The sequence below is a fragment of the Williamsia sp. Y853 genome (assembly GCF_056786495.1).
The window spans coordinates 453242-477501 of sequence record NZ_JBXCJC010000002.1 but is presented as its reverse complement, the minus strand read 5'-3'; the positions used below and the strand labels follow the sequence as shown (position 1 = coordinate 477501).

Annotated in this window: 24 protein-coding genes and 1 pseudogene; 18 read left to right on the top strand and 7 right to left on the bottom strand. The window is 63.1% G+C overall.

Features of this window, described 5'->3' with window-relative positions:
• Positions 1 to 4: 4 nt before the first annotated feature.
• The gene (gene casG, locus AC1TPF_RS14210) at positions 5 to 1666 is read right to left on the bottom strand and encodes a steroid-24-oyl-CoA synthetase (RefSeq protein ID WP_482138010.1); all 1662 of its coding nucleotides are present in this window, start codon (positions 1664 to 1666) and stop codon (positions 5 to 7) included.
• Between the two features lie 294 nt (positions 1667 to 1960).
• Between casG and casI the strand changes: the two genes are divergently transcribed.
• Positions 1961 to 3613, top strand: coding sequence for a steroid-22-oyl-CoA synthetase (casI, locus tag AC1TPF_RS14205; RefSeq protein ID WP_482138751.1), 1653 nt, complete (start codon positions 1961 to 1963; stop codon positions 3611 to 3613).
• Positions 3614 to 3744: 131 nt separating this feature from the next.
• On the opposite strand, the gene AC1TPF_RS14200 is transcribed toward casI, so the two are convergent.
• Together AC1TPF_RS14200 and AC1TPF_RS14195 are read right to left on the bottom strand one after the other, a co-directional pair.
• Positions 3745 to 4485, bottom strand: coding sequence for a TetR/AcrR family transcriptional regulator (locus AC1TPF_RS14200; protein ID WP_482144493.1), 741 nt, complete (start codon positions 4483 to 4485; stop codon positions 3745 to 3747).
• Between the two features lie 134 nt (positions 4486 to 4619).
• Positions 4620 to 5444, bottom strand: coding sequence for an SDR family NAD(P)-dependent oxidoreductase (locus tag AC1TPF_RS14195; RefSeq protein ID WP_482144492.1), 825 nt, complete (start codon positions 5442 to 5444; stop codon positions 4620 to 4622).
• A gap of 336 nt (positions 5445 to 5780) precedes the next feature.
• Here AC1TPF_RS14195 and AC1TPF_RS14190 point away from each other — a divergent pair, with 336 nt between their 5' ends.
• From AC1TPF_RS14190 to AC1TPF_RS14155, 8 genes and pseudogenes are all read left to right on the top strand, one after another.
• Complete coding sequence (locus AC1TPF_RS14190) at positions 5781 to 6698, top strand: NAD-dependent epimerase/dehydratase family protein (protein WP_482144491.1); 918 nt, start codon at positions 5781 to 5783, stop codon at positions 6696 to 6698.
• Between the two features lie 135 nt (positions 6699 to 6833).
• Entirely contained in the window at positions 6834 to 8363 is a 1530-nt protein-coding gene (locus AC1TPF_RS14185; RefSeq protein ID WP_482144490.1) for an ABC transporter substrate-binding protein, read from the top strand.
• A 24-nt stretch (positions 8364 to 8387) separates the two neighbouring features.
• Positions 8388 to 8975 (top strand): ABC transporter permease, encoded by a 588-nt coding sequence (locus AC1TPF_RS14180; protein ID WP_482144489.1) that lies wholly within the window; start codon positions 8388 to 8390, stop codon positions 8973 to 8975.
• On the top strand, positions 8915 to 9328 hold the full coding sequence (locus AC1TPF_RS14175) for an ABC transporter permease subunit (protein ID WP_482144488.1): 414 nt from the start codon (positions 8915 to 8917) through the stop codon (positions 9326 to 9328). The genes AC1TPF_RS14180 and AC1TPF_RS14175 overlap by 61 nt, the downstream gene beginning before the upstream one ends.
• The gene (locus AC1TPF_RS14170; RefSeq protein ID WP_482138019.1) at positions 9325 to 10218 is read left to right on the top strand and encodes an ABC transporter permease; all 894 of its coding nucleotides are present in this window, start codon (positions 9325 to 9327) and stop codon (positions 10216 to 10218) included. The genes AC1TPF_RS14175 and AC1TPF_RS14170 overlap by 4 nt, the downstream gene beginning before the upstream one ends.
• Positions 10208 to 11257 (top strand): ABC transporter ATP-binding protein, encoded by a 1050-nt coding sequence (locus AC1TPF_RS14165; protein WP_482144487.1) that lies wholly within the window; start codon positions 10208 to 10210, stop codon positions 11255 to 11257. Before AC1TPF_RS14170 ends, AC1TPF_RS14165 begins: the two co-directional genes overlap by 11 nt.
• The gene (locus AC1TPF_RS14160) at positions 11254 to 12060 is read left to right on the top strand and encodes an ATP-binding cassette domain-containing protein (RefSeq protein WP_482144486.1); all 807 of its coding nucleotides are present in this window, start codon (positions 11254 to 11256) and stop codon (positions 12058 to 12060) included. The genes AC1TPF_RS14165 and AC1TPF_RS14160 overlap by 4 nt, the downstream gene beginning before the upstream one ends.
• 38 nt (positions 12061 to 12098) lie before the next feature.
• Positions 12099 to 12797 (top strand): annotated as a pseudogene (locus tag AC1TPF_RS14155) (IclR family transcriptional regulator); the annotation flags it as partial.
• Between the two features lie 13 nt (positions 12798 to 12810).
• Here the strand turns inward: AC1TPF_RS14155 and AC1TPF_RS14150 are convergent.
• The 4 genes from AC1TPF_RS14150 to AC1TPF_RS14135 are packed head-to-tail and all read right to left on the bottom strand — an operon-like array spanning position 12811 to position 15510.
• A complete protein-coding gene (locus AC1TPF_RS14150) occupies positions 12811 to 13578 on the bottom strand; it encodes an SDR family NAD(P)-dependent oxidoreductase (RefSeq protein ID WP_482138752.1) in 768 nt (255 codons plus the stop codon).
• 43 nt (positions 13579 to 13621) lie between these two features.
• On the bottom strand, positions 13622 to 14131 hold the full coding sequence (locus AC1TPF_RS14145; protein WP_482144485.1) for a nuclear transport factor 2 family protein: 510 nt from the start codon (positions 14129 to 14131) through the stop codon (positions 13622 to 13624).
• Between the two features lie 16 nt (positions 14132 to 14147).
• Positions 14148 to 15047, bottom strand: a complete 900-nt coding sequence (locus AC1TPF_RS14140; RefSeq protein WP_482138754.1) for a TIGR03619 family F420-dependent LLM class oxidoreductase — start codon at positions 15045 to 15047, stop codon at positions 14148 to 14150.
• A 7-nt stretch (positions 15048 to 15054) separates the two neighbouring features.
• Positions 15055 to 15510, bottom strand: a complete 456-nt coding sequence (locus AC1TPF_RS14135; protein ID WP_482144484.1) for a nuclear transport factor 2 family protein — start codon at positions 15508 to 15510, stop codon at positions 15055 to 15057.
• A gap of 136 nt (positions 15511 to 15646) precedes the next feature.
• On the opposite strand from AC1TPF_RS14135, the gene AC1TPF_RS14130 reads away from it, so the two are divergent.
• From AC1TPF_RS14130 to AC1TPF_RS14090, 9 genes are all read left to right on the top strand, one after another.
• Positions 15647 to 16813, top strand: coding sequence for an acyl-CoA dehydrogenase family protein (locus tag AC1TPF_RS14130; RefSeq protein ID WP_482138028.1), 1167 nt, complete (start codon positions 15647 to 15649; stop codon positions 16811 to 16813).
• Positions 16810 to 17748 carry a bifunctional MaoC family dehydratase N-terminal/OB-fold nucleic acid binding domain-containing protein gene (locus AC1TPF_RS14125; protein WP_482138030.1) on the top strand — a complete coding sequence of 313 codons (939 nt, stop codon included), beginning with the start codon at positions 16810 to 16812 and terminating at the stop codon, positions 17746 to 17748. Before AC1TPF_RS14130 ends, AC1TPF_RS14125 begins: the two co-directional genes overlap by 4 nt.
• A complete protein-coding gene (locus AC1TPF_RS14120; RefSeq protein ID WP_482144483.1) occupies positions 17748 to 18851 on the top strand; it encodes an acyl-CoA dehydrogenase family protein in 1104 nt (367 codons plus the stop codon). Before AC1TPF_RS14125 ends, AC1TPF_RS14120 begins: the two co-directional genes overlap by 1 nt.
• A complete protein-coding gene (locus AC1TPF_RS14115; RefSeq protein WP_482144482.1) occupies positions 18848 to 19282 on the top strand; it encodes a MaoC family dehydratase in 435 nt (144 codons plus the stop codon). Before AC1TPF_RS14120 ends, AC1TPF_RS14115 begins: the two co-directional genes overlap by 4 nt.
• Positions 19283 to 20461 (top strand): lipid-transfer protein, encoded by a 1179-nt coding sequence (locus AC1TPF_RS14110; RefSeq protein WP_482138034.1) that lies wholly within the window; start codon positions 19283 to 19285, stop codon positions 20459 to 20461.
• Positions 20462 to 20477: 16 nt separating this feature from the next.
• A complete protein-coding gene (locus tag AC1TPF_RS14105) occupies positions 20478 to 21308 on the top strand; it encodes a MaoC/PaaZ C-terminal domain-containing protein (RefSeq protein WP_482144481.1) in 831 nt (276 codons plus the stop codon).
• 109 nt (positions 21309 to 21417) lie between these two features.
• Positions 21418 to 22473, top strand: coding sequence for a 2Fe-2S iron-sulfur cluster-binding protein (locus AC1TPF_RS14100; protein ID WP_482144480.1), 1056 nt, complete (start codon positions 21418 to 21420; stop codon positions 22471 to 22473).
• Between the two features lie 67 nt (positions 22474 to 22540).
• Positions 22541 to 23356 carry a mycofactocin-coupled SDR family oxidoreductase gene (locus AC1TPF_RS14095; protein WP_482144479.1) on the top strand — a complete coding sequence of 272 codons (816 nt, stop codon included), beginning with the start codon at positions 22541 to 22543 and terminating at the stop codon, positions 23354 to 23356.
• An 88-nt stretch (positions 23357 to 23444) separates the two neighbouring features.
• Complete coding sequence (locus AC1TPF_RS14090; RefSeq protein ID WP_482144478.1) at positions 23445 to 24206, top strand: SDR family NAD(P)-dependent oxidoreductase; 762 nt, start codon at positions 23445 to 23447, stop codon at positions 24204 to 24206.
• The last annotated feature ends 54 nt before the right edge of the window (positions 24207 to 24260 follow it).

Below are 24260 nucleotides of genomic sequence, written 5' to 3'. Positions count from 1 at the left end.
TTCGTCAGACCGTGATCGAGCGGCGCATCATCTTGCCGGTCGCGTTGCGGGGCAACGGATGTTCGGTGATCCGCCACTGCGTCGGGACCTTGTAGTACGAGAGTCGCTCGGTCGCGAAGGCGCGGAGGTCGTCTTCGGTCGTCGATGCTCCCGGCCTGGTCACGATCACGGCGGCGACTTCCTGACCGAGGTCGGGGTGCGGCACGCCGACCACGGCACATTCGGCCACATCCGGATGCTCGTCGAGACACTGCTCGATCTCGGTGGGGTAGACGTTCTCGCCGCCGCGCAGGATCAGATCGGAGCGTCGTCCGGTGAGCTGCAACCGTCCGCCGTCCACGCGGCCGAAGTCGCCGGTTCGCAACCATCGTCCGGGCGCGATTGCGGCGGCGGTGGCCGCTTCGTCCTCCCAGTAGCCGAGCATCACAAACGGGCTGCGCACGCAGATCTCACCCTCGGTGCCTTCGGGGAGCGGTTCACCGAACGGATCGCGGATCTCCAGGCTGACGGTGACGACGGGACGGCCCAGGGTGCCGGGGAACTCCTCGATGTCGGCAGGCGTCGCGAGGGCGATGGCGGTGCTGCATTCGGTGAGACCGTAACTGTCGACCAGTGCGTTGCGCGCGAACGCGAACTTGGCCTGCAGTTTCTCCTTGAACGCAACGGAGGAGGGTGCAGAGGCGAGCGCGAAGGACTTCAGGGACGACAAGTCGTACTTCTCGACGTTGTCGTGCTCGAGGAGCCGGGTGGCCATGGTCGGCACCGCGCCCCAGTTGGTGACCCGTTCCCGCTCTATGAGACCCAGGATGGTGTCGGCGTCGAACGCGCCCTGGTTCATGATCACCGCGCCACCGGTTGCCAGACGCGGAACCACCAGATTGTGCAGACTCGCGATGTGGAACAACGGCGAGGTCAGCAGATGGCGTGCCGGGCTGGGCGCGGTGGGATCGTATGTTTCGCCGCTGAGTTCGGCCATGAACGCGTCACCGTAACGCTGGTAGTCGACCACCGCCAGGAGATTGCGCTGTGAGTGCAATGCACCCTTGGGGCGACCACTGGTGCCACTTGTGTAGAGGATCACCGACGGGTCGTCTTCGTCGACATCCGGGAGTGGCAGATCGGCGCCGTCGTATTCGGCGATGAGCGCGGGAAGGTCTTCTTCCATGGTCAACACGGTGACCGTGCCGGGGACCTCGGGGAGTGAGGCGGCGCGCTTCGCGTCGACCACGAGGACTGTGGGCCGACTGTGCTCTAGGCCGTAGGTGACCTCACGTGGCACCCACCAGCCGTTGAGGCCGACGGTGATGGCACCCAGGGCCTGGGTGGCCCAGAACGTCATGACCCATTCGGGGGTGTTGGCGGCGAGGATGCCGACGCGATCACCCTTGCCGACCCCGTATTTGTCGCGCAGAGCCGTGGCCAGCGCAGCGACGGACCGAGCGTGCTCGGCGTACGAGATGCGGCGGTCGGTTGTGACGAGATAGTCGGCATCGCCCCAGTTCAGGGAGTCAGGAAGGTGCTCGGCCACAGCGCGCCGGCGATTCTTCATCACCTGCATGGACGCACCGAGCACATCTTCTTCGACCAACTCGAACGGTCCGCCGGGACCGGTCAGACGTGTCATCACCGCAGCGATGTGTAGCTGCGGATCGGTGGAGGCAGACATCAAAAGCCTTTCGTTACGTACTGCGATGTACACCACAAAATCTCACGGCACGGGGTATCCATGGTGACGGTTACCACTCAGCGAGACTGGGCCATTCTGCAGACGTTGGCGACGATACCGTTCGGCCAAGAATTGCAGTTGGAGAACATATCAACATGACGCCAGATCTCGGCAGGCCGCGACTTCCGTCGGCCGGTTCGTCGCGGTCGCCAGAGCTTGCTGCGAGACCTTGAGATGGTCGTGACCAGATGTGATTTCTCTACGAGGACAGGAGTTGAGTTGGAACGCGCAACCATGGCGGAGGCATTGCTCGATCGCCTAGGAGACACACACTTGGGTGTGCGCACCCGTGAACGGGATTGGACATGGGACGAGACGGTGCGCGAGAGCGCGGCCCGCGGGTCTCTGGCCGCCTCGCTGAGGGTCGATGGTCCGTACCATATCGGCGTATTGCTCGAGAACACCCCAGAGTTCCTGTTCTGGCTCGGCGGCGCGGCATTGGACGGCGCAACGATCGTAGGAATCAATCCGACGCGTCGTGGCTCCGAACTCGAAGCAGAGATCCGTTATGTCGACTGCCAGTTGATCGTCACCGACGCTGCAGGCATGGACAAATTGCGTGACCTCGACCTCGGGTTGGATGAAGATCGTTTCATCCTGGTCGACGAACCGTCCTATCCCGACCGGGTGCAGGCGCACCGGGTTGAAAACCCTGTCGCAGCGCCGGGGGTGGACGAATCGACTCTGTTCCTGCTGCTGTTCACATCGGGTACCACCGGGATGTCGAAGGCAGTGCGCTGCAGCCAAGGTCGACTGGTCAGACTCGCCTACACGAACTCAAAAAAGTACGGTCACGTTCGCGAGGATGTCGACTACTGCTGTATGCCACTGTTCCACGGCAATGCACTGATGGCGCTGTGGGCGCCGGCCCTGGTCAACGGGGCCACGGTTTGCTTGCCCCGTAAGTTCTCGGCCTCCGGGTTCATGCCGGACGTGAGGTTCTTCGGAGCAACATTCTTCACGTATGTCGGCAAGGCGCTGAGCTACCTGATGGCGACCCCGGAGCAACCGGACGACATCGACAACACACTCGTCCGCGGATTCGGCACGGAGGCATCGCCGGAGGACAGGACGGAGTTCGTCCGCCGATTCGGAGCCGACCTACGCGAAGGCTACGGCTCGTCCGAGGGCGCCGGGTCGGTGGCGATCGATCCGAACACACCCGAGGGTGCACTGGGACGGCCCGCGCACAACGAGATCGCCGTCGTCAATCCGGAGACGAAAGATGTTTGTCTTCCGGCGAAACTCGACCGGCACGGCCGGGTTCTCAACCCGGACGAGGCGATCGGTGAGATGGTCGACATGGGTGGCGCGAAGCGTTTCGAGGGCTACTACAAAAACGAGTCCGCAGTGGCCGAGAAGATCCGCGATGGCTGGTATTGGACCGGCGATCTGGGATACATCGACGAGGACGGCTTCATCTATTTCGCCGGCCGCAAGGGCGACTGGATTCGGGTGGACGGTGAGAACACGTCGGCGTTGATGATCGAACGGATCGTGCGCCGGCACCCGAAGGTCATTGCGACCGGCGTGTACGCGGTGCCCGATCCGCGCTCGGGCGATCAGGTCATGGCTGCAATCGAGGTCGCGGACCTGGCCGACTTCGATCCGGTCGAGTTTGCAGAATTCCTTGGGGCCCAAGATGATCTGGGTACCAAGTCGGCTCCGAGGTACGTGCGTGTCTCGACCGATCTGCCGGTCACCGGATCGAACAAGGTACTCAAACGTGATCTGCAGGCGCAGCTGTGGCGTACCGATGAGCCGGTGTATCACTGGGTTGGTCGTGGGGCACCGAACTACGCACTGCTGACCGAGGCCGAAAAAGTGGCTCTAGAACAGTCCTTCCACACCCACGGTCGCGCGAGGTTCCTTCCAGAACCCGTGTGAGCGTTGCGGCTTTCGTATTCGACGCGATGGCCATCTGACTGACGATCACCTACGAAACGGCCTCGGGGCTTTTGGCCCCGGGGCCGTTTTGCATCATGGGCGCGGGCGCCCGTTGAGTCTGTCCGCAGCGATCAGTCGTGCGACGAACGGAGTTCGCGGACCATCTCTTTGAGTTCTCGCACGTCGCGCTGCAGGTCGGTGAGCACCGCATGGTTCACCGTGCGAAGGTCTGCAGGTGCAGCCTGGGCCGGGTCGGCTTGCGATGGCTGGGCCGGGTCGGCTTGCGATGGCTGTGCCGGGTCGAGCGTGAAGCCATCAAGGAATATCGCGATCAGGTTCTGTTGGTACTGTGCGGACTTCTCCGTGAGGGTTGCGCGATGGAAACGCACTGTGAACCAAACGGATTCACGCAGCAGCTGGTGGAAGTGGAACGGATCCACGTCGGTTCGGAACTCACCGGCCTCGACGCCCCGGGCGATCGCGTCCGCCCAGTAACTGTTCGCCACGCGCACCGTGGTGGCGATACGACTATCTGCCGGCGCCGACGACAGGGCACGCTCGTTGTGGTAGATCTCTGTCGCGAACGGATGATCCTTCGCGGCTTCGAAAGAGACGGCGACCATTCGGTCCAGTCGTTCGCGACTCGTCTCGCCCGGGACGACCGCGTTTTTGTATCTCTCGTTCAAGTCGTCGACGAATGCGACGACGATTTCGCAAACGATCGCTTCCTTGGACTCGAAGTAATGGTAGAGGCTGCCGGGAAGGATCCCGACTTCTTCGGCGATGTCCCGGACAGTCGTGCGCGCTACACCGCGTTTGCTGAACAACCGGGCCGAATGAAACAGGATGTTCGCTCGCCGAGTTGATGACACCTGACGTTGCCCCCCGAGGTACCGCGTTTGTCCTGGGTGATCAAGCGCTGCTCGAAAACGGATGCTACACGACCCGACGATGTATCGACCTCGACGACCTGCAGCACAATTCGCCGCTGCCGGCCCCGGTGGGGTCAAGCGTTGGCAGGGCGGTTGGTCCACGAACCGTCGGCGCGGGCGAACCAGCCGCCGGCCGCGTGAGAGCCCCCGTCGACGTGAATTGTCGTCCCGGTCACGTAGCGCGACATCTCCGAAGCGAGAAACAGTGCGGGGCCGGCAACGTCGTCGGCGCGACCGGGACCTCCCAGTGGTGCCCACTGCGGCCAACGATGGCGGTCGGCGTCGGGTACGAGGCGTTCGTAGGGCACCTGGGGCGTCTCGATGAGGTCGGGGGCGACCGCGTTCACCCGAATACTGTGGCGCCCCACTTCGAGCGCGAGGCTGCGGGTGAAATGGCGTAAAGCGGCCTTGTACGTCGAATATGCGACGTGCCCGGGTATTCCGCGGTGTGCTTCGACAGTGGTCAGGTTGATGATCGATCCGCCGCGGCCGCGCTCGATCATTCCCGGCAATACCGCGTGGGTGACCAGCATGGCGTGATGGAGGTTGATGTCGGCCATTGCAGCCCACTCACTGGTGTCCGCGTCGACGAATGATGTCGGCGGGCGGATGAAGTCGCCAACGTTGTTCACCAGGACATCCGGACAGAACTCGGACAATTGCTGGGCCACAACAGGATCGGTGACATCGGCCATCACGGATCTGACCCCGGTCAGTTCGTCTGCCAGGCGGGTGCAGGCTTCGCCGTCGATGTCGACCGCGACAACGTCGGCACCGTGCGTTGCGAACAGTCGGGTGATGGCGGCACCGATACCTTTTGCCGCGCCGGTCACCACGGCGGTTTTGCCGGTGAGTAATGGGCCCGGCACGGATTGACTTGGATGTGTTTGCGCGGACATGAATGTCCTTTCGGTGAAAGTGGAGTGAATCCGGATGTCAAGGACCATCGGGACTGAAGTGACGAGCAAAGTGTTGTGCCCTCAAGGTGGCTATTTCGGTGTCGGCACGAGTGGACTTTCTCCATCGAAGGGTCCGACCCAACCAGCGTTAGATTGCTGTTCGGCTCCGGGACTGCGCCATTGTGGCATGTCAGGCGCTTGGTTGACAGCTCGGTTGTGATCCATCTAACGTACCAAGCAAGCAGTTGCTTGCGTAGACCAAACGACGTTTGGTTCGTTGCGAATACGGCATCTCGACGGCGCCCTGTATCTGGCATTTCCCATAAGAGGAGAAGAATGAAGACGCTAATTGTTGGTGGAACCGGCATGATCGGCACGCACATCGCAAACCATTTGCGCGAGCAGGGCAGCGAAGTTTCTCTCGCGGCACGTACAGCGCCGGCTGCTGGCACTTTCGCAAGCGAGTTCCCGACCATTCTTCGCGACTACAGCAACGATGAGTTCTCCGCTGCCGACTTGGCCCCTTTCGAAGCCATCGTCTTCTCGGCCGGTAACGACATCCGCCACGTACCCAAGGGCGCCGACATGGCCGAGTTCTGGGACAAGAACCAGAGCGGCGGAGTGCCCGGGTTTGTCGCCCGCGCAAAAGAGGCCGGTGTCGCCCGTGTGGTGCAGATCGGCAGTTACTACCACCAGTTGATGCCCGATCTGATCGAGACAAACGAGTACGTTCGCGCGCGCCACCTTGCGGACGAAGGGGCACGTGCGCTGGCCGATGCCGATTTCAACGTCTCAACCTTGAATCCTCCGTCGATCGTGGGGGTCAAGTTGGGTGCGCCCGCGCGGACGTTCACGAAACTGCTTGCCTGGGCTGACGGCGAAATGCCGAAGATCCCGAACTTCGCACCGGCCGGTGGCACCAACTACATGTCCGTCCAGTCGCTGTCCGAGGCGGTCTGGGGGGCATTGCAGAATGCGGAATCAGGCAAGGCGTACTTGGTCGGAGACGCCAATCTCACTTATCGCCAGTACTTTCAGACGATCTTCGACGCTGCCGGAAGTTCGATCCAGCTCGAAGAGCGCGACGAAGAGCACCCGTTCCTTCCGGACCCGTTCATCGTGCAGGGGCGCGGAAACGTCATCTCCTATGAACCCGATGCCGCGGAGACTGCAGCACTCGGATACGGCCGTGGTGTCGCCGAGGCCGCGATCCGCGACGTGGTGGCGCTGACCAGAGAGCACGCCTCTGCCTGAGTTCGACCCCGTAGCTGATCGACCCCGTAGCTGATCGACCTCGGGCTGATCGCCGGCCAGGCCGATGGTTTTTGCTCGCGCGAAGGAAATTTGTTGAAGCGCACTGGTTTTCGTGTTCCAAAAATTTTTGTGGTGATGGCTGCAGTGGCTCTGGGTATGACGGGCTGTGGCGGGGGATCCATGGGTGGCGGATTCGGTGGCGCGGGCGGTGACCTGGACCGCGACGCGGTGCTTCGGGTCACCACGAGCTCGCCGACCAGAAATCTGGATCCATACCTGCAGACGAGCTACGGGGGCTGGGGCTACCTGACCACCGTGTTCGATCGCCTCACCACCGTCGACACCGAGGGGAATCTCGTTCCGGCACTGGCGACATCGTGGGAGTTCGCGCCCGACGGTTCTTACCTGGAATTGGAGCTGCGCGACGACGTCGCATTCCACGACGGTACGAGGTTCGACGCCGCCACAGTGGTTGCGAACATCGGTAGAGGTCAGACATTGGAGGGCAGCACGGTCAAGGCCGCCCTGCAGAACGTGGCGGCAGTCGACGTGATCGACGACTTCACCGTTCGCCTGCAGTTGGTGCCGGGTACCGGCGTGGACCTTCCCGGGGTGTTCAGTACCAACGCCGGAATGATGATCAGTCCGAAGACCATTGCGGCAGGTACGGACATTCGCAATCAACCGGGCGCGAGCGGCTCGGGAGCCTACGAGGTCAGTGCATACGTGCCGCAGGAACGCCTGTCGCTCGTGCGGTCGGACGCTGTCAACTGGGATCCGGACGCCGGCCGGTTGGCAGGCATCGACTTCGAGGCGATTCCTGACGCCAGTACCCGACTGAACGGCTTGAAGACGGGTATGACCGACCTGAGTTGGGTGAGTTCGGCAAACGAGGTGATGGAGGCGCAGTCACTCGCGCAAAAACGTGCCCTGGGTGTCGACGAAGTGATCTTCCGCAATGTGCTCGGCCTGTACATGCGGCCCGAAGGAGACCTCGCGAAGCCGGAGGTCCGCCAGGCGGTGGCATCGGCGATCGACCCAGATGCCGTCAGCGCGCTGTTTTCCGGAACATGCACCCCGAGCCGGTCGATCTACCCGGCAGGCAGCTGGTCTGTGGACGAAACATATGAGTACCCCTATCCATACGATGTAGACAAGGCGCGGAGCCTCGTGCAATCGGTCGGTGGCGCCAAGATCGCCTTGACATTCGGGGCAGGTACCAACACGGAAAAGTCCGCGAACGTCATTCAGTCGTCGCTGTCGGATGCGGGTATCGACGCAGATCTCAATCCGGTGCCGAATGCCCAGAACGAACCACGTTATGCCGCGGGCGATTTCCAATCGATGGTGGCCAACAGCTTCAGCCCGAAGGTCGATCCCGCGGAGACGGTGAATACGTTCCTGCTCGGTTCATACGATCTCGCGAACGGTGATCAGCAGATCAAGGACCTCGCGAAGGTCGCCGCTGATCCGGCGCTGCCGCAGGAGGAGCGGGCCGAGTTGTACCAGCAGATCTGGAAGCTCACCCTCGAGGAAGCCATGTTTGTCCCGATCTGCAACCAGACCAACGCTGCCGTGTTCACCGACAAGGTCGTCGGCGCGGACGAGGTCCCCTGGACCGATCTCGGAATCTTCGACCTTCGACACATCGGTATGACCAAGTAGCTCGCTCGAAGGAGAGGAACTCTTATGCTGCGTTACGGTGGTCAGCGGTTGTTGGCAGCGATTCCGTTGCTGTTGATCGTTCCGTTGATGATATTTCTGTTGATGGATCTGGCTCCGGGTGACCCTGCAGTCGTTCTCGCGGGGGAGAACTCGACGCCCGAGCGTCTGAGCGAGCTACGTGCGAGCTTGAACCTGGACCAGAATGTCTTCCTGCGATACCTCGACTGGGTGAGCTCGGCCGTGCGCGGAGATCTCGGCATGTCGCTGCTGTCCGATCAATCCGTGGCTGAACTTCTGCTACGGCGCATGGCGACGACCCTGTCCCTGGTGGCGTTCGCGATGGTGTTGGCAGTCGTGGTCGGTGTTGTCCTCGGTGTGCTGGGTTCATTTCGACCGGGTGGCGTGATCGACCGGGGCATCAACGTTCTGGCGTCGGTGGCGATTGCCATACCTGCTTTCTGGTTCGGGTTGGTACTGGTGTCGCTCTTCGCAGTGTCGAACCAGATCTTTCCGGCGTTCGGCTACGTGCCGATATCCGAGGGAGTTGTTCCGTGGTTCCAGCACTTGGGTTACCCGGTGTGGCCTTGGCGTTGCTGCCCGCGGCCGAGGTGACATTGCAGCTGCGGACCTCGCTCGGGAACGTCATGGGCAGTGACTACATACTCAACGCCAATGCGCGGGGGTTGTCTCCGGCCCGGGTCACCTTGAAACATGGGCTCAAGAACGCATGTATCCCGGTGGTGACAGTGCTCGGGTTCCGGGTCTCTGAGGTTCTCGGTGGCGCCGTCACCATTGAGATCATCTACAACATGCCGGGATTGGGGAGTCTCGCAGTCGACAGCGTCCAAAATCACGATGTGCCAGTGCTTCTCGGATTCGTTCTGTTCACCACGGTGGTCGTTGTCATAGTCAATCTGCTCGTCGACATCTCGTACGGTTACTTCAACCCGAAGGTGCGCTCATGATCTCGACCAAGAATGCCGGAACGAGCGAGATCGGCAATCACATCGGTGTGGGCCGCAAGGTGCTGGGGTTCATACGCCGAAGGCCGGTCACCGCGATCGCCGGACTGTTCGTTGTCCTGCTCGTGCTGATGGCGGTGTTCGCCTCCTGGATCGCCCCCTACGATCCATATACCCAGGACCTCTTGAATCGACTGCAGCCACCGAGTGCTCAGCACTTGCTGGGCACCGATGACTACGGACGGGATGTGCTGAGCCGGTTGATCTTCGGCTCCCGCATATCGTTGACGGCCTCGTTGCAGGCGGTGGCGCTGGCCCTGGCGCTCGGCCTGCCGCTGGGTGTGATCGCCGGCTACCGAGGCGGCTGGACCGATACGTTGCTCACCCGAACCATGGACGCACTGATGAGCGCGCCGTCACTGGTGCTGGCGATCACGATCGTCGCCGTACTCGGTTCCGGTATCACCAATGCGATGTTGGCTGTGGGACTGGTGATGGCACCGCGGTTCTTCAGGGTGGCGCGGGCCTCGACCATGGATGTCAGAGGCGACACGTATATCGAGGCGTCGGTCGCGTTGGGCTGTAAGACGTCTCGGACGATCGTCCGGCACATCCTGCCGAACGTGATGCCCCCAATCATCCTGGTGATCTCGGTGTCTCTGGGTACCGCGGTGGCGGCTGAGGCGAGTTTGAGCTTCTTGGGACTCGGTGCCGAGGCGCCCACGGCGAGTTGGGGCTCGATGCTCAGCACGGCCGCCTCGAACATGGAACTCGCGCCGCATCTTGTCTGGCCACCCGGCGTGATGATCTTCCTGACCGTGCTCGCCTTCACCTACCTCGGCGACGGTGTTCGCCGAGCTCTGACCAGGAGTCGCAATGGTAGTGACAACTGAACCACTGCGGTCGCAGGCGACCGCAGAAGCCGATGCCTCGCAGCTGTTGCGGGTGCGGGATCTCACTGTCCAGTTTCGTGCAGGCCGACGTGATTGGGTGACCGTCGTCGACGGCGCCTCGTTCGATGTAGGCGCAGGCGAATCCGTCGCCTTGGTAGGCGAATCCGGTTCGGGGAAGACTGTGTCCTCACTCGCGGTGATGGGTCTGACACCGAACACCGGCGGACGGATCTCCGGTGGTTCGGTCGAGTTCGAGGGCCGTGACCTGACGTCGCTGCATCCGCGAGAATGGCGGAAACTCCGCGGGACAGGGATGGGCATGATCTTCCAGCAGCCCATCCGTAGCCTGAACCCGGCGTACACGGTCGGCGATCAGATCGCTGAAACGGTCCGCAAACACCTCGGACTCGATCGGCGCGCGGCGATGGCGCGCGCGATCGAGATGCTCGAGTTGGTCCAGGTTCCCCGTGCTGCCGAGCGGGTCCGAGAGTATCCGCATGCCTTCAGCGGTGGAATGTGCCAGCGAGTGATGATCGCGATGGTCATGGCGTGCAATCCCAGGCTGTTGATCGCAGACGAACCGACCACCGCGCTGGATGTCACGGTGCAGGAGACGATTCTTCAACTGCTGCGGGATCTGCAGGAGCAGACCGGTATCGGGCTACTGTTCATCACCCACGACCTCGCTGTTGTTGCGGAGTTGTGTCAGCGCGTGGTGGTCATGTACGCGGGTGAGGTGATCGAACAGGGCGGTGCGGAGAAGCTCTTCTACACGCCGGAACATCCCTATACGGCAGGGCTTCTCGCGTCGATACCCCAACCGGGTCGTAGCGAGAACCGGCGCCTGACCGCGATCGAGGGCCGGGTGCCCGCGGCAGGCGAGTGGCCGGCCGGGTGCCGGTTCCGGCAGCGGTGTCCGCACGCTCGAGAAGGGCTGTGCGATGCCACGCATCCGGCGATGATCTCGACCGGGGAAGGCGGCAGTGCCCGGTGTCTGCGTGTCGCCGATCTCGAACTACAGGGGGTGAGCGGCCGATGAGTCTGCTAGAGGTGTCGAACATTTCGAAGTCTTTCTCGACAAGACGGAATCTCATCGGGCAACGTTCGGGGTGGACGCATGCCGTGCACGATGTCTCATTCACGCTCAAGGCCGGCGAATGTCTCGCCGTGGTGGGCGAATCCGGGGCAGGAAAGTCCACGGTGGGCCGAATCGTGTTGCGGTTGATCGAACCCGATTCTGGTGACATCGTGTTCGACGGCCAGGACGTCCGGGCCGCCAAACCTACCCGTCTACGCGCGATGCGCCGGGGGATGCAGATGATCTTCCAGGATCCCCACAGCTCCTTGGATCCACGGATGAACATCCTCGACGCGGTCGCCGAACCGCTGATCGTGCATACGGACCTCGATCGTAAGGCGCGTGATGAACGGGTCCGCACGTTGCTCGACAAGGTTGGTATCGGCCCGCGTCACCTATCCCGATATCCAGGCGAATTGTCCGGAGGCCAGTTGCAGCGAGTGGCGATCGCACGAGCGCTCACTCTGGAACCGAAGATGATTGTCTGCGACGAACCCGTTGCAGCCCTTGATGTATCGGTGCGTTCGCAGGTCCTCAACCTGCTCCGTGACCTGCAGGAAGAATTGGGTCTGGCCTACCTTTTCGTTTGTCACGACCTCGCTTTGATCGAGGTGATCGCCGACCGGGTGATGGTCATGGCGGGCGGAAAGGTTGTCGAGACGGGAACGGTGGAGGCGATCTACCGTGATCCCCAGGAGGAATACACGCGAAAGCTCCTCGATTCCATACCTGTTCCCATCCCACGCGGTTCGCGGATTCGGTGACGGTGGGTAGCGCAACAGCTCCGGGCCTGATTGACCGAATGACCCTGATTCTCGACGCATTCGATGGTGGAACCTCACGCTTGACCCTCGAGGAGTTGACCGCCCGTACGCGGTTGCCGCGCTCGACAGTTCATCGAATCCTGACCCAGCTGCTCAGGTTGAACTGGGTGGACCACAACTCGTCCGGATACGGTGTCGGGCAACGCGCTCTCGCGCTGGGCGGCTTCGGTGGAGATCACAGCGCGGTCCGTTTTGCGGCAGCGCCGTTTCTGCAGGAGTTGCATGCGCAGACCGGGATGGTCGTTCATCTGGCGGTCCTCGACCTGGGTGAGTCGATCTATCTCGACAAGGTGGGCGGGCGATACGCGTCGGAACTGCCATCTCGGGTCGGTGGACGTGGGCCGGCGTATTCGACGGCCTGTGGGAAGTCCATCCTCGCCTGGCTCGACCCGGAGCGGGTGGACAGTCTGTATGAACAACGGCTGCGTCGGTGCACCGACCGCACGATCGGCGATGTCTCCATCTTGCACAGGGAACTGAATACCATCCGCAGGCGTCGCGGGCTCGCCTTCGAAAGCGGCGAATCCTTCCGGGGTGTCGGATGTGTGGGAGCGGCCATCCGGGGTAAGGGTGGGCCGATCGCCGGTATCTCGGTGTGCGCAGATGCAAGTACTGCGCAACTCGAACGCGCCGCACCGCTGGTGGCCTCTGCCGCCAGGCAAGTCGCGATGGCGCTGTAGTGAGCCGCAGTCAGACGCCGTAACCACCGTCGACGTCGAGTTTCTGACCGCTGATATACCCGGCCCTGGGGGAGGCGAGGAAGAGCACCGCCTCTGCGATGTCGGCCGCTGTTCCGAAGCGTCCCAAGGGAATGTTTGCGCGGGTGATGTCGAGAGCGGCCTGATCGAGCTGTCCGTCTGCGATCAGGCGACTCGCCATTCCGTCTCTGAGCATGCCGGGACCTACGCAGTTCAGGCGCACCCCGAAGCGCCCCTCCTCGCCGGCGAGCGCTCTGACCAGGGACTCCACGGCGGCCTTCGGTCCAGAGGACAGCCCATCGCGTTTCGGGAATCTGGCGGTGGCTGCGGTTGTGACGGCCACGACCGATCCCTGGGACCGTCTCAGGTGGGGTAACGCCGGATGAACGAGATTGAAGAACCCGGTGACCTCTTGGTCGACCTGTTCGGCCATCATCGCCGGCGTCACATTCGACAGGTATGTCATGGGGACGTGCGGGCCCGCGGCATGGACCACGGTGTGAATCGAACCATAGGTATCGACGACGCGTTCCACGAACTCGGCGGTTGCGGCGGCATCGACGAGATCGAGACGGGTTGCCGTACAGGGTTGTTGGATTGCGGGTTTATGGTGCTCGGAGAGTTCGCCGGTGAGCTGCTCGGCCGCGGCGAAGTTCGACCGGTAGGTGAATGCGACCGGTGAACCCGCCTGAGCCAGTGCGAGACAAACCGCTCGACCTATTCCTCCGGTTCCACCGGTGACTATCGTGGCCCCCGACATGGCTGAAAAATCAGGCACCCCAATCCTTTCCTGGGAGAGTGACTCAGACGATCCGGGACCGTAGTTGAACCAGTGGGTCCGAGGCATCGCGCTGACCACGTGGGCCGGCCCCGCTGGGCTCGGCGAGCCGACCGGCTTCGGAACGCGTCCACTCTCGCACCGCCCAACGCTCGGTGATGGCCCATCGTCCTTCGCGGAGCTCCATGAGATCGATGTAGCGGGTGCCACTGGTGAAGTTGATCATCCCGGCCGACTCTGGTCCGCCCCAATGCATTGCCATCAAATAGGATTCGCTGATCGCCTGATGACCGTACAACTCCACGAGGTGGTTGCCGACGTGATGCTGGGTGCCTCCGATGAGGGATAGCTTCGGGCGGACCCAATCAATGAACTCCTCGACGGTGCCATCGAATCCGGTGTGGTGATCGATCCCGTCGCTGTGGTAGGCACCGCGCACCAGGTCGAAGTCGAGCCGGTCGATGCCACGGCAGTACCGCATCACCACTTCGTAGATGGCCTGTTTGTGTAGAAGTTCCTGCATTGCTTCATCCATTTTCGCGTTCCATTCTCTACGTTCGGTCTGCAAGATCGGTCATCCAATCGAGCAGCCCGGGAAGCTGTGTCGCGCCGATGCCGAATGCGGCGGGACGGAAGACGACCACGGTTGCACCCTGTCGGTACCATTCCTGCGCCGACCGGGCGGTGGCATCGAGATCGACGCTACCGTCGGGGCCCATCTCCGGTGAGACGGAAACCTGGATGCGGACAGAGTGGGGATCACGACCGTGCGCGGCAAATGTCTTGCGGAGAAGAGCGACGCTGTCTGCGAACAACGACAGGTCGGTCGGATTGACGGTCCAGCCATCTGCGACGCGGGCGATCCGGTCGAAGTTGCGTTGACTCGGGCCGAACCCCAGCATGATCGGGACACGATCCTGAACCGGAAACGGAAGGCTATGGAAGTCCGTGAAGGAGAAGTCCCGCCCGGTGAAACTGGCCGGAGCATTCGTCCACAGCTCTCGACAGGCCTGCACAGCCTCTTCCATCCGGCCGAAGCGGGCGTCGAACGGCATACCGGTCGCGGTGTACTCCGCCTCTTGCCATCCCACACCGAATCCCATCACGACGCGTCCCTGCGAGAGGGCATCGAGAGTCGCAAGCTGTTTGGCAAGCAGAGCCGCCGGCCGAATATTGGCGATCAGTACCGATACCCCCAGTTGCGCGCGAGCGGTGACGGCCGCAATACCCGAAAGCAGTGAGATCGGCTCGTACCAAGGGTGTTCAAGGGGAAACAGAAAGTTGTGATCCCGCACTCGCTGTGCGTGGGCATCTCCGGTGAAGCCGAGATGATCACCGGTCGAGATCAGATCGACACCGGCACGGTCCGCCCGAGCCGCAAGGTCGAGGACCATACGTACGTCGCCGTCGAAAAGGGCTTCGGCTCCGAGTAGGTTGATTCCGACTTTCATGCGCTGATCAGGCTGTTGTTGCACGTCTCACCTCGACGTCCTCGGTGAAGTCGACAACGAGTTCGCGACGTGCGAACAACCAGTGGCCTTCGGCGCGCGCAAACGTGTCCTGGTACCGGATGGCGAACCGATTGTCCCGGTATCCCTTTGCGTGCGAATAGATATGGTGCGCGGTGCAATAGGTTTCACCGTGGACGATGTCGGACGAGCCGGTCTCGAGGACCTGTTGGTCGACGACGTGCCGGGTGGCAACCAGGTGTGATAGCGAATCGATCACCGACTGGGCCACCGCCTGCCTGCCCTTCAATTCGCTGGGCGCGTCAGTTCCGTTCATCTGGGCCGGCAGCACAAGTGTCATCTGGGGAGTGAACAGCGAGGCCAGTACCTGCATGTTTCGACGGTCGACAGCTTGCGCATACCGCGCCGCAAGGGCGGCGATGGCAAGGCGATCAGAGGGTTCCATGATCGCATTCCAGCGTGGTCGAGACCGCGTCAGTGCCGGCCTCCCGCTGGGTGGGACTTCGGTACCGCGCTCGGTGGCGCGCAGTTAGCGTCCAGAACATTGCAGCGATAGCCATAAACGTCATAGGAGAACCACGATGGATTTGACTGAATCGCCCGAGCAGCAGGAGCTCAGGAGGGAACTGCGTACGTATTTCTCCACGCTGCTGCCCGAGGACGAGCGCCGCGCCGCCGGCGAGCAGGGCGTAGGTGGCCCCCGCTTCCGCGAGATCGTCAAGATGCTCGGCAAAGACGGTTGGCTGGGCATCGGCTGGCCGGTGGAGTTCGGTGGTCAGGGACGCTCGATCGAGGATCAGTTCGTCTTCTTCGACGAGGTTCAGCGGGCCGGTCTGCCATTTCCGTTCGTCACGGTGAACACCGTCGGGCCGACGCTGCAGAAGTACGGGACCGAGGAGCAGAAGGCGAGGTTCCTGCCCGGAATCCTCTCCGGCGACATCGTTTTCGCGATCGGATACACCGAACCCGATGCCGGTACCGATCTGGCGTCGCTCAAGACCCGGGCGGTACGCGACGGCGACGAGTGGGTGGTCGACGGCAACAAGATCTTCACCTCGGGTGCCAACACCGCCGACTACGTCTGGCTGGCCTGCCGTACCGATCCGGAAGCGCCCAAGCACAAGGGCATTTCAATCCTGATCGTCCCCACCGACGATCCCGGCTTCTCGTGGTCACCGATCCCCACCGTGGGCGGACTGATGGTCACCTCCACCTACTACACCGACATCCGGGTCGGGGCAGAAGCCCTTGTCGGTGAGGCCAATGGTGGCTGGCGCCTGATCACCGCGCAGCTCAATCACGAGCGCATCGGCCTGGCCGCACTCGGCGGCCGCACCGAGGGCCTGTGGAATCAGGTGCTGGAGTGGGCCAAGGAGAACGGTGCCATCGACATCCCATGGGTGCAGCAGGATTTCGCGCGTACGCACGCGAAGTTGGTCGCCATGCGATTGATGAACTGGAAGATGACGGCGGCGGTCGCCGCCGATACGCTCTCGGGCGCAGACGCCGGCGCCACCAAGGTGTTCGGCACCGAGACCCATGTCGACGTATATCGGACCTTGCTCGGAATCCTCGGTGCCGCAGGACGTATCCGGCCTGACAACCCGGGTGCGATCCTGGCCGGTCAGATCGAGCAGATCTCCCGCCAGGGCGTGGTCAACACCTTCGGTGGTGGCGTCAACGAGGTGCTGCGGGACATGGTCGCGACCATCGGACTGGGTACCGCCCGCATGGGACGCGGAAAATGAGCGGGATCGATGCGGCGCTGAGTAACCTGGTCGGCCAGGAGCTGGTGCCCACCACATGGGCGCAGGATCCGGTGAACACACCGATGATCCGGCACTGGGTGGAGGCCATGGCTGATGAGAACCCCATCTACCTCGACGACGATGCGGCCCGCAGTGCCGGACGCGAGGGTGCGATTGCCCCTCCGACGATGGTGCAGGCCTGGACCATGCGGGGCTACGCGGCAACCGCCGCGGGCAGCAAGGGTTCCGACGTCGCGGTCGAACTCTTCGGGCTGTTGGCCGACGCCGGATTCACGTCGGTTGTCGCCACCGACTCAGAACAGGAATACTTCACCGAGCTGCGCGCCGGTGACCTGATCAACGTCACCGAGGTCATCGAATCGATTTCCCCCGAGAAGAAGACCGGCCTGGGTACCGGGCATTTTGTGACGACGCTCAAGACCTACCGCAATGTCGGCGGTGATGTTGTCGCCACACAACGGTGGCGCACATTGCGTTTCCGTCCCGCGGAGAAGCCGGCACCCCGGGCCCTGCGGCCCCGGCCGGCACTCAACCAGGACAACGCCTTCTGGTTCGACGCCGCCAAGGAACACCGCCTGGTCATCCAACGGTGCACCGCGTGCGGAACGCTGCGGCATCCGACGGGACCGATGTGTGGACACTGCCGGTCGCTGGACTGGGACACCGTGGACGCCTCGGGCAAGGGGTTCGTCTACAGCTTTGTCGTCAACCACCATCCCAAGATCGACGCATTCGACTACCCGCTGATCGTCGCCGTCATCGAACTCGAAGAGGGCACCCGACTGATCGCCAACATGATCGGTGTCGAACCGGATCAGGTGAAGGTCGACATGCCGGTGGTCTTGGACTGGATCGACGCCGACCCGGATCTGACGCTTCCCGCGTTCCGGCCGGCCGCACCCGAGGAGAACTGATGGATTTCACCTTCAACGAAGAGCAGACCGCGATCGGTGACCTGGCCGCGGATATCTTCGCCGGTAAGTCGGGCATCGACCGAGTCAAGGTCGTCGAGTCCACCGAAGAACGTATCGACCGGGAGCTGTGGCGCGAGCTCGCCCAGGCCGGGCTCGTCGGGATCGCACTGCCCGAGGAGTTCGACGGCGGCGCAATGGGTTTGACCGAGCTGTGTGTGCTGCTCGAACAGCAGGGCCGCAATGTCGCCCCGGTGCCACTGTGGGAGACCGCCCTCGCCGCGATGGCGATCGCGGAATTCGGTTCGCCGGAACAGAAGCAGGCCTACGTGCCTCCCGTCGCTGCCGGTGAGATGTTCCTGACCGTCGGTCTCGAAGAGTTCGGTCCCGCCGACCCCACCGCACCGACAACGGCTGCGCACGCCGGAGCCGACGGAACCTGGACTCTGACCGGTGCCAAGGCCGTGGTCCCGGCCGCACACGTCGCCACGCGCGTCGTGGTGTCGGCCGCGACACCCTCGGGCACCGGACTTTTCCTGGTCGACCCGGCAGGTGCCGGCGTGGCCTCGGAGAACAACGAGACGACGACCCGCGCGATCGCGTCGAATCTGACGTTCGACGCGGCACCGGCCGAGTTGCTCGCCGAAGGGGAGTCGGTGCAGTGGCTCGTTGACCGCGTGGAGGTGGCCATGGCCGCCCTGCAGGTCGGTGTTGGCACCGGTGCGGTCACGCAAGCCGTGACCTACCTCAACGGTCGTCAGCAATTCGGCCGCCCGCTGTCGACGTTCCAGGCGGTCAGCCATCAGCTGGCCGACTGCTACATCGATCTCGAGGCCATGCGGGTGACCCTGTGGCAGGCAGCCTGGCTGCTCGCCAACGGCCATGATCCGAAAACCGCAGTACTGGTGGCCAAGTGGTGGGCCACCGACGGCGGTCAGCGCGTGGTGCACCGCACCCAGCACGTGCACGGCGGTATCGGCGTGGACACCGACTACCCGGTGCACCGGCACCTGTTGTGGGGCAAGCAGATCGCGGCGACCCTCGGCGGTTCGAGTGCTGACCTCACCCGCCTCGGCGCGCAGCTCGCCTCCGGGGTCGCGTCATGACCGGAGTTGACGCAGTGACGCAGGATGCAGTGGATCAGATCGCAGTGGGGCAGGTGCTGCCTGAACTCGCGATCCCGTTGACCCGCACCATGATCGTGGCCACGGCCATCGCGAGCCGCGACTATCAGGATGTGCACCACGATCCCGATCTCGCGGTACAACGCGGCTCCAAAGACGTGTTCATGAACATCCTGACCACCAACGGGCTCGTGGGCCGTTTTGTCACCGACTGGGCCGGACCACGCGCATCGCTTCGCAAGGTCGCGATCCGGCTCGGGGCGCCCAACTATCCCGGGGACACCATGACGCTGACCGGCACCGTGACAGGTGTCGAGGATGGACTTGTGTCCGTGCAGGTTCGAGGCAGCAACAGCCTCGGTGACCACGTCAAAGGAACCGTCACGTTCACATACCTGGAAGGAAGTCTGTAGATGGCGATCAGCCCACTGTCCGGCGCGGCCGCCATCGTCGGCATCGGTGCCACCGAGTTCTCCAAGAACTCCGGACGCACCGAACTCCAATTGGCATGTGAAGCGATCATCGCCGCGCTGGCCGATGCCGGCATCGATCCGTCCGAGGTCGATGGCCTCTCGACCTACACCGCCGAGACCAACGGCGAGGTGCTGGTGGCTCGCAACTGTGGGCTCGGCGAACTGAAGTTCTTCTCCCGCATCGGATACGGGGGAGGCGCCGCCTGCGGGACCGTGCAGCAGGCCGCGATGGCGGTGGCCACCGGTGTCGCCGACGTTGTGGTCTGTTACCGAGCGTTCAACGAGCGCTCGGGTGTGCGTTACGGCCTCGGTCAGCACGACCGGCCGATGGACAGCACCGCCGACCGGGCGGCATACGCCTGGATGACGCCGCAGGGTTTGTCGACGCCCGCACAGTGGGTGGCGATGTTCGCCAGGCGGTACATGCACCAATATGGCGCCACGAGTGAGGATTTCGGCCGGGTGGCCGTGGTGGCCCGTAAGCACGCCGCGAACAATCCCGCCGCCTGGTTCTACGAGCGGCCGATCACGCTGGAAGACCATCAGAACTCGCGGTGGATCGCCGAACCCCTGCACCTGCTCGACTGCTGTCAGGAGACCGATGGTGGCCAGGCACTGGTGATCGTCTCTGCCGAGCGCGCCAAGACCCTGACCGGCACAGCGGCATTGATCAAGGGTGCCGCGCAGGGTAGCGGAAAAGACCAGCACATGATGACCAGCTACTACCGCCCCGACATCGCCGGTATCCCGGAGATGGGGTTGGTCGGCCGTCAGCTCTACGGTCAGAGTGGGCTGTCGCCCGCCGACATCAACGCCGCGATTCTGTATGACCACTTCACCCCACTTGTGTTGCCGCAGCTCGAAGAACTCGGCTTCTGCGGCACGGGTGAGGCCAAAGACTTCATCCGCGACGGCAATCTGGAAATCGGTGGACGGCTTCCGTCGAACACCCATGGTGGTCAGATCGGTGAGGCATACCTGCACGGCGTGAACGGCATTGCCGAAGCGGTCCGCCTGTTGCGGGGCACGTCGACGAATCAAGTCGATGGCGTGGAGAATGTGCTCGTCACTGCAGGAACCGCGGTGCCCACCAGTGGCCTCATCCTCGGTGCCGCGTGAGAAAAGGAACTTCTCTGTGACCTCTGACAGCATTGCCGGAACAACCACCAAGACCGCGGGGCAGTGGCGCGGTGAGGATCTGGGCACCCGCACCGTTTCCTACGATGAGCGTGACGCGATCCTCTACGCATTGGCCGTGGGCGCCAAGGCGACCGAACTCGACCTCGTGTTCGAGGACCGGTTGCGGGTGCTGCCGACGTTCGCATTGACGTTGGCGCAGTGGGCACCCGACGAACTGGGCGCACGTGGCGCATTCGACATGACCACGGCACTGCACGGTTCGCAGCAGCTGACCGTCTTGGCGCCGCTGCCGCGTAGTGGCGAGGTGACCTTGGCCGCCTCGGTCGGCGAGGTCTGGGACAAGGGCGCCGCCGCAGTGTTCGAGGTGGTGGTCCGTAGCGACTACTTCGTGGCGACATGGTCGATCTTCGCTCCGGGCGCAGGCGGATTCGGGGGCGACCGCGGACCGGCACGCCCCGCCGGACCGCAGGGCGATCCGGCTCTCGAAGGCGTGGTCCACACCACGGAAAATCAGGCGGCGCTATACCGCCTGACCGGTGATCGCCATCACATCCACATCGACCCCGAGGCCGCGGCCAAGATCAACCAGCCGCGCCCGATCATGCACGGACTGTGCACGCTGGGCGTCGCGGCAGTCGAACTGGCACGACTGACCGGCGCGCATCCGGCAGACCTGACGACCCTCGAGGGCCGGTTCGCAGCGGCGATCCACCCCGGTGAGACGGCAGGTCTACGCGTGTGGGGCGACAGCTCGGATCTGGCATTCGAACTCGTCAAGGATGGCAGTCCGACGATCTCCGGGGGCCGTGCCGGCTACGCGCGATGACCATGGCACGACCTGCCAATCCCGTTCAGCGAGAAGTCAGTGTGCCCGGACACATTCGGTGCCCTAGTGTCGTCGAGTCCGGTTCACGTATGGAGAGGCAGCGCCCGCGATGACAACTGCTGAAATGTCGAACAGCTCGCGTTCTGCAAAGGTGACCGTCGCGGCGGTCGTCGAAGAGACCGGCGATGCAAAGTCGCTGGTCTTCGAGGTACCCAGCGACCGCGTGGACGAGTTCATCTACAAGCCCGGACAGTTTCTGACTCTGCGTGTGCCGAGTGATCAGACCGGTTCGGTCGCTCGGTGCTACTCGCTGGCCAGTTCGCCGTTCACCGACGATCTGCCGAAGGTGACCGTCAAGCGGACCGCGGCCGGCTATGCCTCCAACTGGCTGTGCGACAACGTCGTGGTCGGTGACGTGATCGAGGTGTTGCCACCCGCGGGTGTTTTCACTCCCGCAAACTTCGATGACGATCTGTTGTTGTTCGCCGCCGGTAGCGGCGTGACCCCGGTGATCTCGATTCTGAAGTCGGCGCTGAGTCAGGGCACCGGCAAGGTCGTTCTGGTGTACGCGAATCGAGACGAGAAGTCGGTGATCTTCGCGCGCGAGTTGATGGAGATCACCGCATTGCACGGTGACCGGTTGTCGGTGATCCACTGGCTCGAGAGCGTCCAGGGTCTGCCGTCTGCGGATCAACTCGCCGGCCTCGCCTCCGCGTTCAATGGCCACCGGGTGTTCATGTGTGGACCGAAGCCGTTCATGGACACAGTGCATGATGCAGCGGCCCGTGCGGGCATCCCACGCAACCGCGTGCACGCAGAAGTGTTCACCTCACTATCCGGTGATCCGTTCGCCGACGTGGTCCTGCCCGACATCTCCGAGGAAGAAGCCGGAGACGCGGCAACGGTCTCGGTCACACTCGATGGAGAAGCGCACGAGTACAGCTGGCCGCGCTCGGCCACGCTGGTCGATGTACTGCTCTCCAAGGGCATCGACGTGCCGTTCTCCTGTCGCGAAGGCGAATGTGGTTCGTGCGCATGCACATTGGTCGATGGGAAAGTCGACATGGGCAACGCATCCATCCTCGACGACGACGACATCGCGGACGGCTACATCCTGGCCTGCCAGGCGCGCCCGCTCAGTGACCACCTGAACGTGGAGTTCTAAAGGCTCGGATCTCGTTGAACGGGAACGCTTTTTGTGATCTCTACTACACCTGGGTACCGTGCCGAAGATGACAGATCTGTTGGCAGGGAAAGTTGTATTGATCACAGGTGCGGCGCGGGGTCAGGGCCGTAACCACGCGCTGCGTCTGGCGCGTGAAGGCGCAGACGTGATCGCAATCGATGTGTGTGCACCGATTTCTGACGATGTCGGGTACGCGGCGGCCACCGCCACCGACCTCGACGAAACAGCTCGACTGGTTCGGGCCGAAGGTCGCGACATCGTGACCGTGGTCGCCGACGTCCGGGACCTCGAGGCGATGCGCGCTGCCGTTGTCACCGGAGTCGAGCGATTCGGACGTCTCGACGTCGTGATTGCCAACGCGGGGATCGCGACCTGGAACCGATTCTGGGAGATGTCGGAAGAACAGTGGACGACAGTGGTGGACATCAACCTCAACGGTGTGTGGCGCACCTTGGCCGCGGCGGTTCCGGCCATGATCGACGGTGGTCGCGGGGGTTCGATCGTGCTCGTCAGCAGTGCTGCCGGTGTTGCCGCCGCGCCCGGCTGCGCACACTATTCGGCTGCCAAGCACGGACTGGTCGGTTTGGCCCGGACCGCGGCAACCGAGTTGGGCGCTCACAACATTCGCGTCAACAGTATTCATCCGGGCGCTGTGGACACGGAAATGGGCAATGACCCCAATGTTGCGCGCATACTCTCGAAGTACCCGGCCTACATGGATTCCTACCGGTGGCCGCTGACCGGGGTGAAGCGCACCAGCGTCGACGACATCTCGGACGCCGTGGTGTACCTCGCGTCCGATCTGTCGCGCGCGGTGACCGGATCGAAGATCGTCATCGACATGGGCCAGACGATGGTGTGAAATGCCCGTGCATAGGCCCGGTACTCACCCGGCCAGATGCACTGCGGCGCGCAGATCTTGGCAATCCCCCCAGTGAGAGGACGCAATTATGGGAACACTTGATGGCAAGGTCGCCCTGGTGACAGGTGCGGGGCAAGGAATCGGTCGCGGAATATCGGTGGCGCTGGCGAAGGAGGGTGCGGCGATCGCGGTCGCGGGACGAACCGAGTCCAAGCTGCTCGACACCTGCGCGATTCTGTCGGACCTGGGTGCGGTCGCCGAGCCCGTCGTGTGCGATGTCAGTGATCGCGCCAATGTCGCAGCCGCCGTGGACAAGACGGTGTCGGTGCTGGGCTCGGTGGACATCCTGGTCAACAACGCGAATGACTGCAAGCCCGGACCGATCCTGTCGATCGACGACGACGAGTACATGAAGTCGTTCGCAACCGGCCCGTTGGCAACGTTGCGCTTGATGCAGCTCTGCCATCCACACATGAAAGCCCGTGGTGGCGGGGTGATCATCAATCTGGTGACTTCGGCCGCGGTGCGTTGGGACGCGAGCAACTATGGCGCCTACGGGTCGATCAAAGAGGGCATGCGGTCGCTGACGCGAGCGGCAGCGTGTGAGTGGGGCACAGACAAGATCCGAGTATTCTCGGTTGCGCCGCACGCCGCGACACCGGCCCTCGAAGGCTGGATGGAACGGAACCCGGAGGAGTCGGCCGCATTCGTTGCGGGCATTCCACTCGGCCGGGTCGGCGATCCCGAGACCGACATCGGTCGTGCGGTTGTCTTCTTGGTCGGCGACGACGCCGGCTATCTCACCGGTGCAACGATTCCCCTCGATGGCGGGCAGTCTCGTTGGGGGTGAGGTTTCGGAGCGTTCCGTGAACAACAAATAATCGAGGTTGCATCGCCGTAGCGA

What these genes read in the sequence shown, in the direction of transcription:
- casG (WP_482138010.1), bottom strand. Translation starts at nt 1,666, where the DNA reads ATGTCTGCCTCCACCGATCCGCAGCTACACATCGCTGCGGTGATGACA.
- casI (WP_482138751.1), top strand. Translation starts at nt 1,961, where the DNA reads ATGGCGGAGGCATTGCTCGATCGCCTAGGAGACACACACTTGGGTGTG.
- AC1TPF_RS14195 (WP_482144492.1), bottom strand. Translation starts at nt 5,444, where the DNA reads ATGTCCGCGCAAACACATCCAAGTCAATCCGTGCCGGGCCCATTACTC.
- AC1TPF_RS14190 (WP_482144491.1), top strand. Translation starts at nt 5,781, where the DNA reads ATGAAGACGCTAATTGTTGGTGGAACCGGCATGATCGGCACGCACATC.
- AC1TPF_RS14185 (WP_482144490.1), top strand. Translation starts at nt 6,834, where the DNA reads ATGGCTGCAGTGGCTCTGGGTATGACGGGCTGTGGCGGGGGATCCATG.
- AC1TPF_RS14180 (WP_482144489.1), top strand. Translation starts at nt 8,388, where the DNA reads ATGCTGCGTTACGGTGGTCAGCGGTTGTTGGCAGCGATTCCGTTGCTG.
- AC1TPF_RS14170 (WP_482138019.1), top strand. Translation starts at nt 9,325, where the DNA reads ATGATCTCGACCAAGAATGCCGGAACGAGCGAGATCGGCAATCACATC.
- AC1TPF_RS14160 (WP_482144486.1), top strand. Translation starts at nt 11,254, where the DNA reads ATGAGTCTGCTAGAGGTGTCGAACATTTCGAAGTCTTTCTCGACAAGA.
- AC1TPF_RS14150 (WP_482138752.1), bottom strand. Translation starts at nt 13,578, where the DNA reads ATGTCGGGGGCCACGATAGTCACCGGTGGAACCGGAGGAATAGGTCGA.
- AC1TPF_RS14145 (WP_482144485.1), bottom strand. Translation starts at nt 14,131, where the DNA reads ATGGATGAAGCAATGCAGGAACTTCTACACAAACAGGCCATCTACGAA.
- AC1TPF_RS14140 (WP_482138754.1), bottom strand. Translation starts at nt 15,047, where the DNA reads ATGAAAGTCGGAATCAACCTACTCGGAGCCGAAGCCCTTTTCGACGGC.
- AC1TPF_RS14135 (WP_482144484.1), bottom strand. Translation starts at nt 15,510, where the DNA reads ATGGAACCCTCTGATCGCCTTGCCATCGCCGCCCTTGCGGCGCGGTAT.
- AC1TPF_RS14130 (WP_482138028.1), top strand. Translation starts at nt 15,647, where the DNA reads ATGGATTTGACTGAATCGCCCGAGCAGCAGGAGCTCAGGAGGGAACTG.
- AC1TPF_RS14125 (WP_482138030.1), top strand. Translation starts at nt 16,810, where the DNA reads ATGAGCGGGATCGATGCGGCGCTGAGTAACCTGGTCGGCCAGGAGCTG.
- AC1TPF_RS14120 (WP_482144483.1), top strand. Translation starts at nt 17,748, where the DNA reads ATGGATTTCACCTTCAACGAAGAGCAGACCGCGATCGGTGACCTGGCC.
- AC1TPF_RS14115 (WP_482144482.1), top strand. Translation starts at nt 18,848, where the DNA reads ATGACCGGAGTTGACGCAGTGACGCAGGATGCAGTGGATCAGATCGCA.
- AC1TPF_RS14110 (WP_482138034.1), top strand. Translation starts at nt 19,283, where the DNA reads ATGGCGATCAGCCCACTGTCCGGCGCGGCCGCCATCGTCGGCATCGGT.
- AC1TPF_RS14100 (WP_482144480.1), top strand. Translation starts at nt 21,418, where the DNA reads ATGACAACTGCTGAAATGTCGAACAGCTCGCGTTCTGCAAAGGTGACC.
- AC1TPF_RS14095 (WP_482144479.1), top strand. Translation starts at nt 22,541, where the DNA reads ATGACAGATCTGTTGGCAGGGAAAGTTGTATTGATCACAGGTGCGGCG.
- AC1TPF_RS14090 (WP_482144478.1), top strand. Translation starts at nt 23,445, where the DNA reads ATGGGAACACTTGATGGCAAGGTCGCCCTGGTGACAGGTGCGGGGCAA.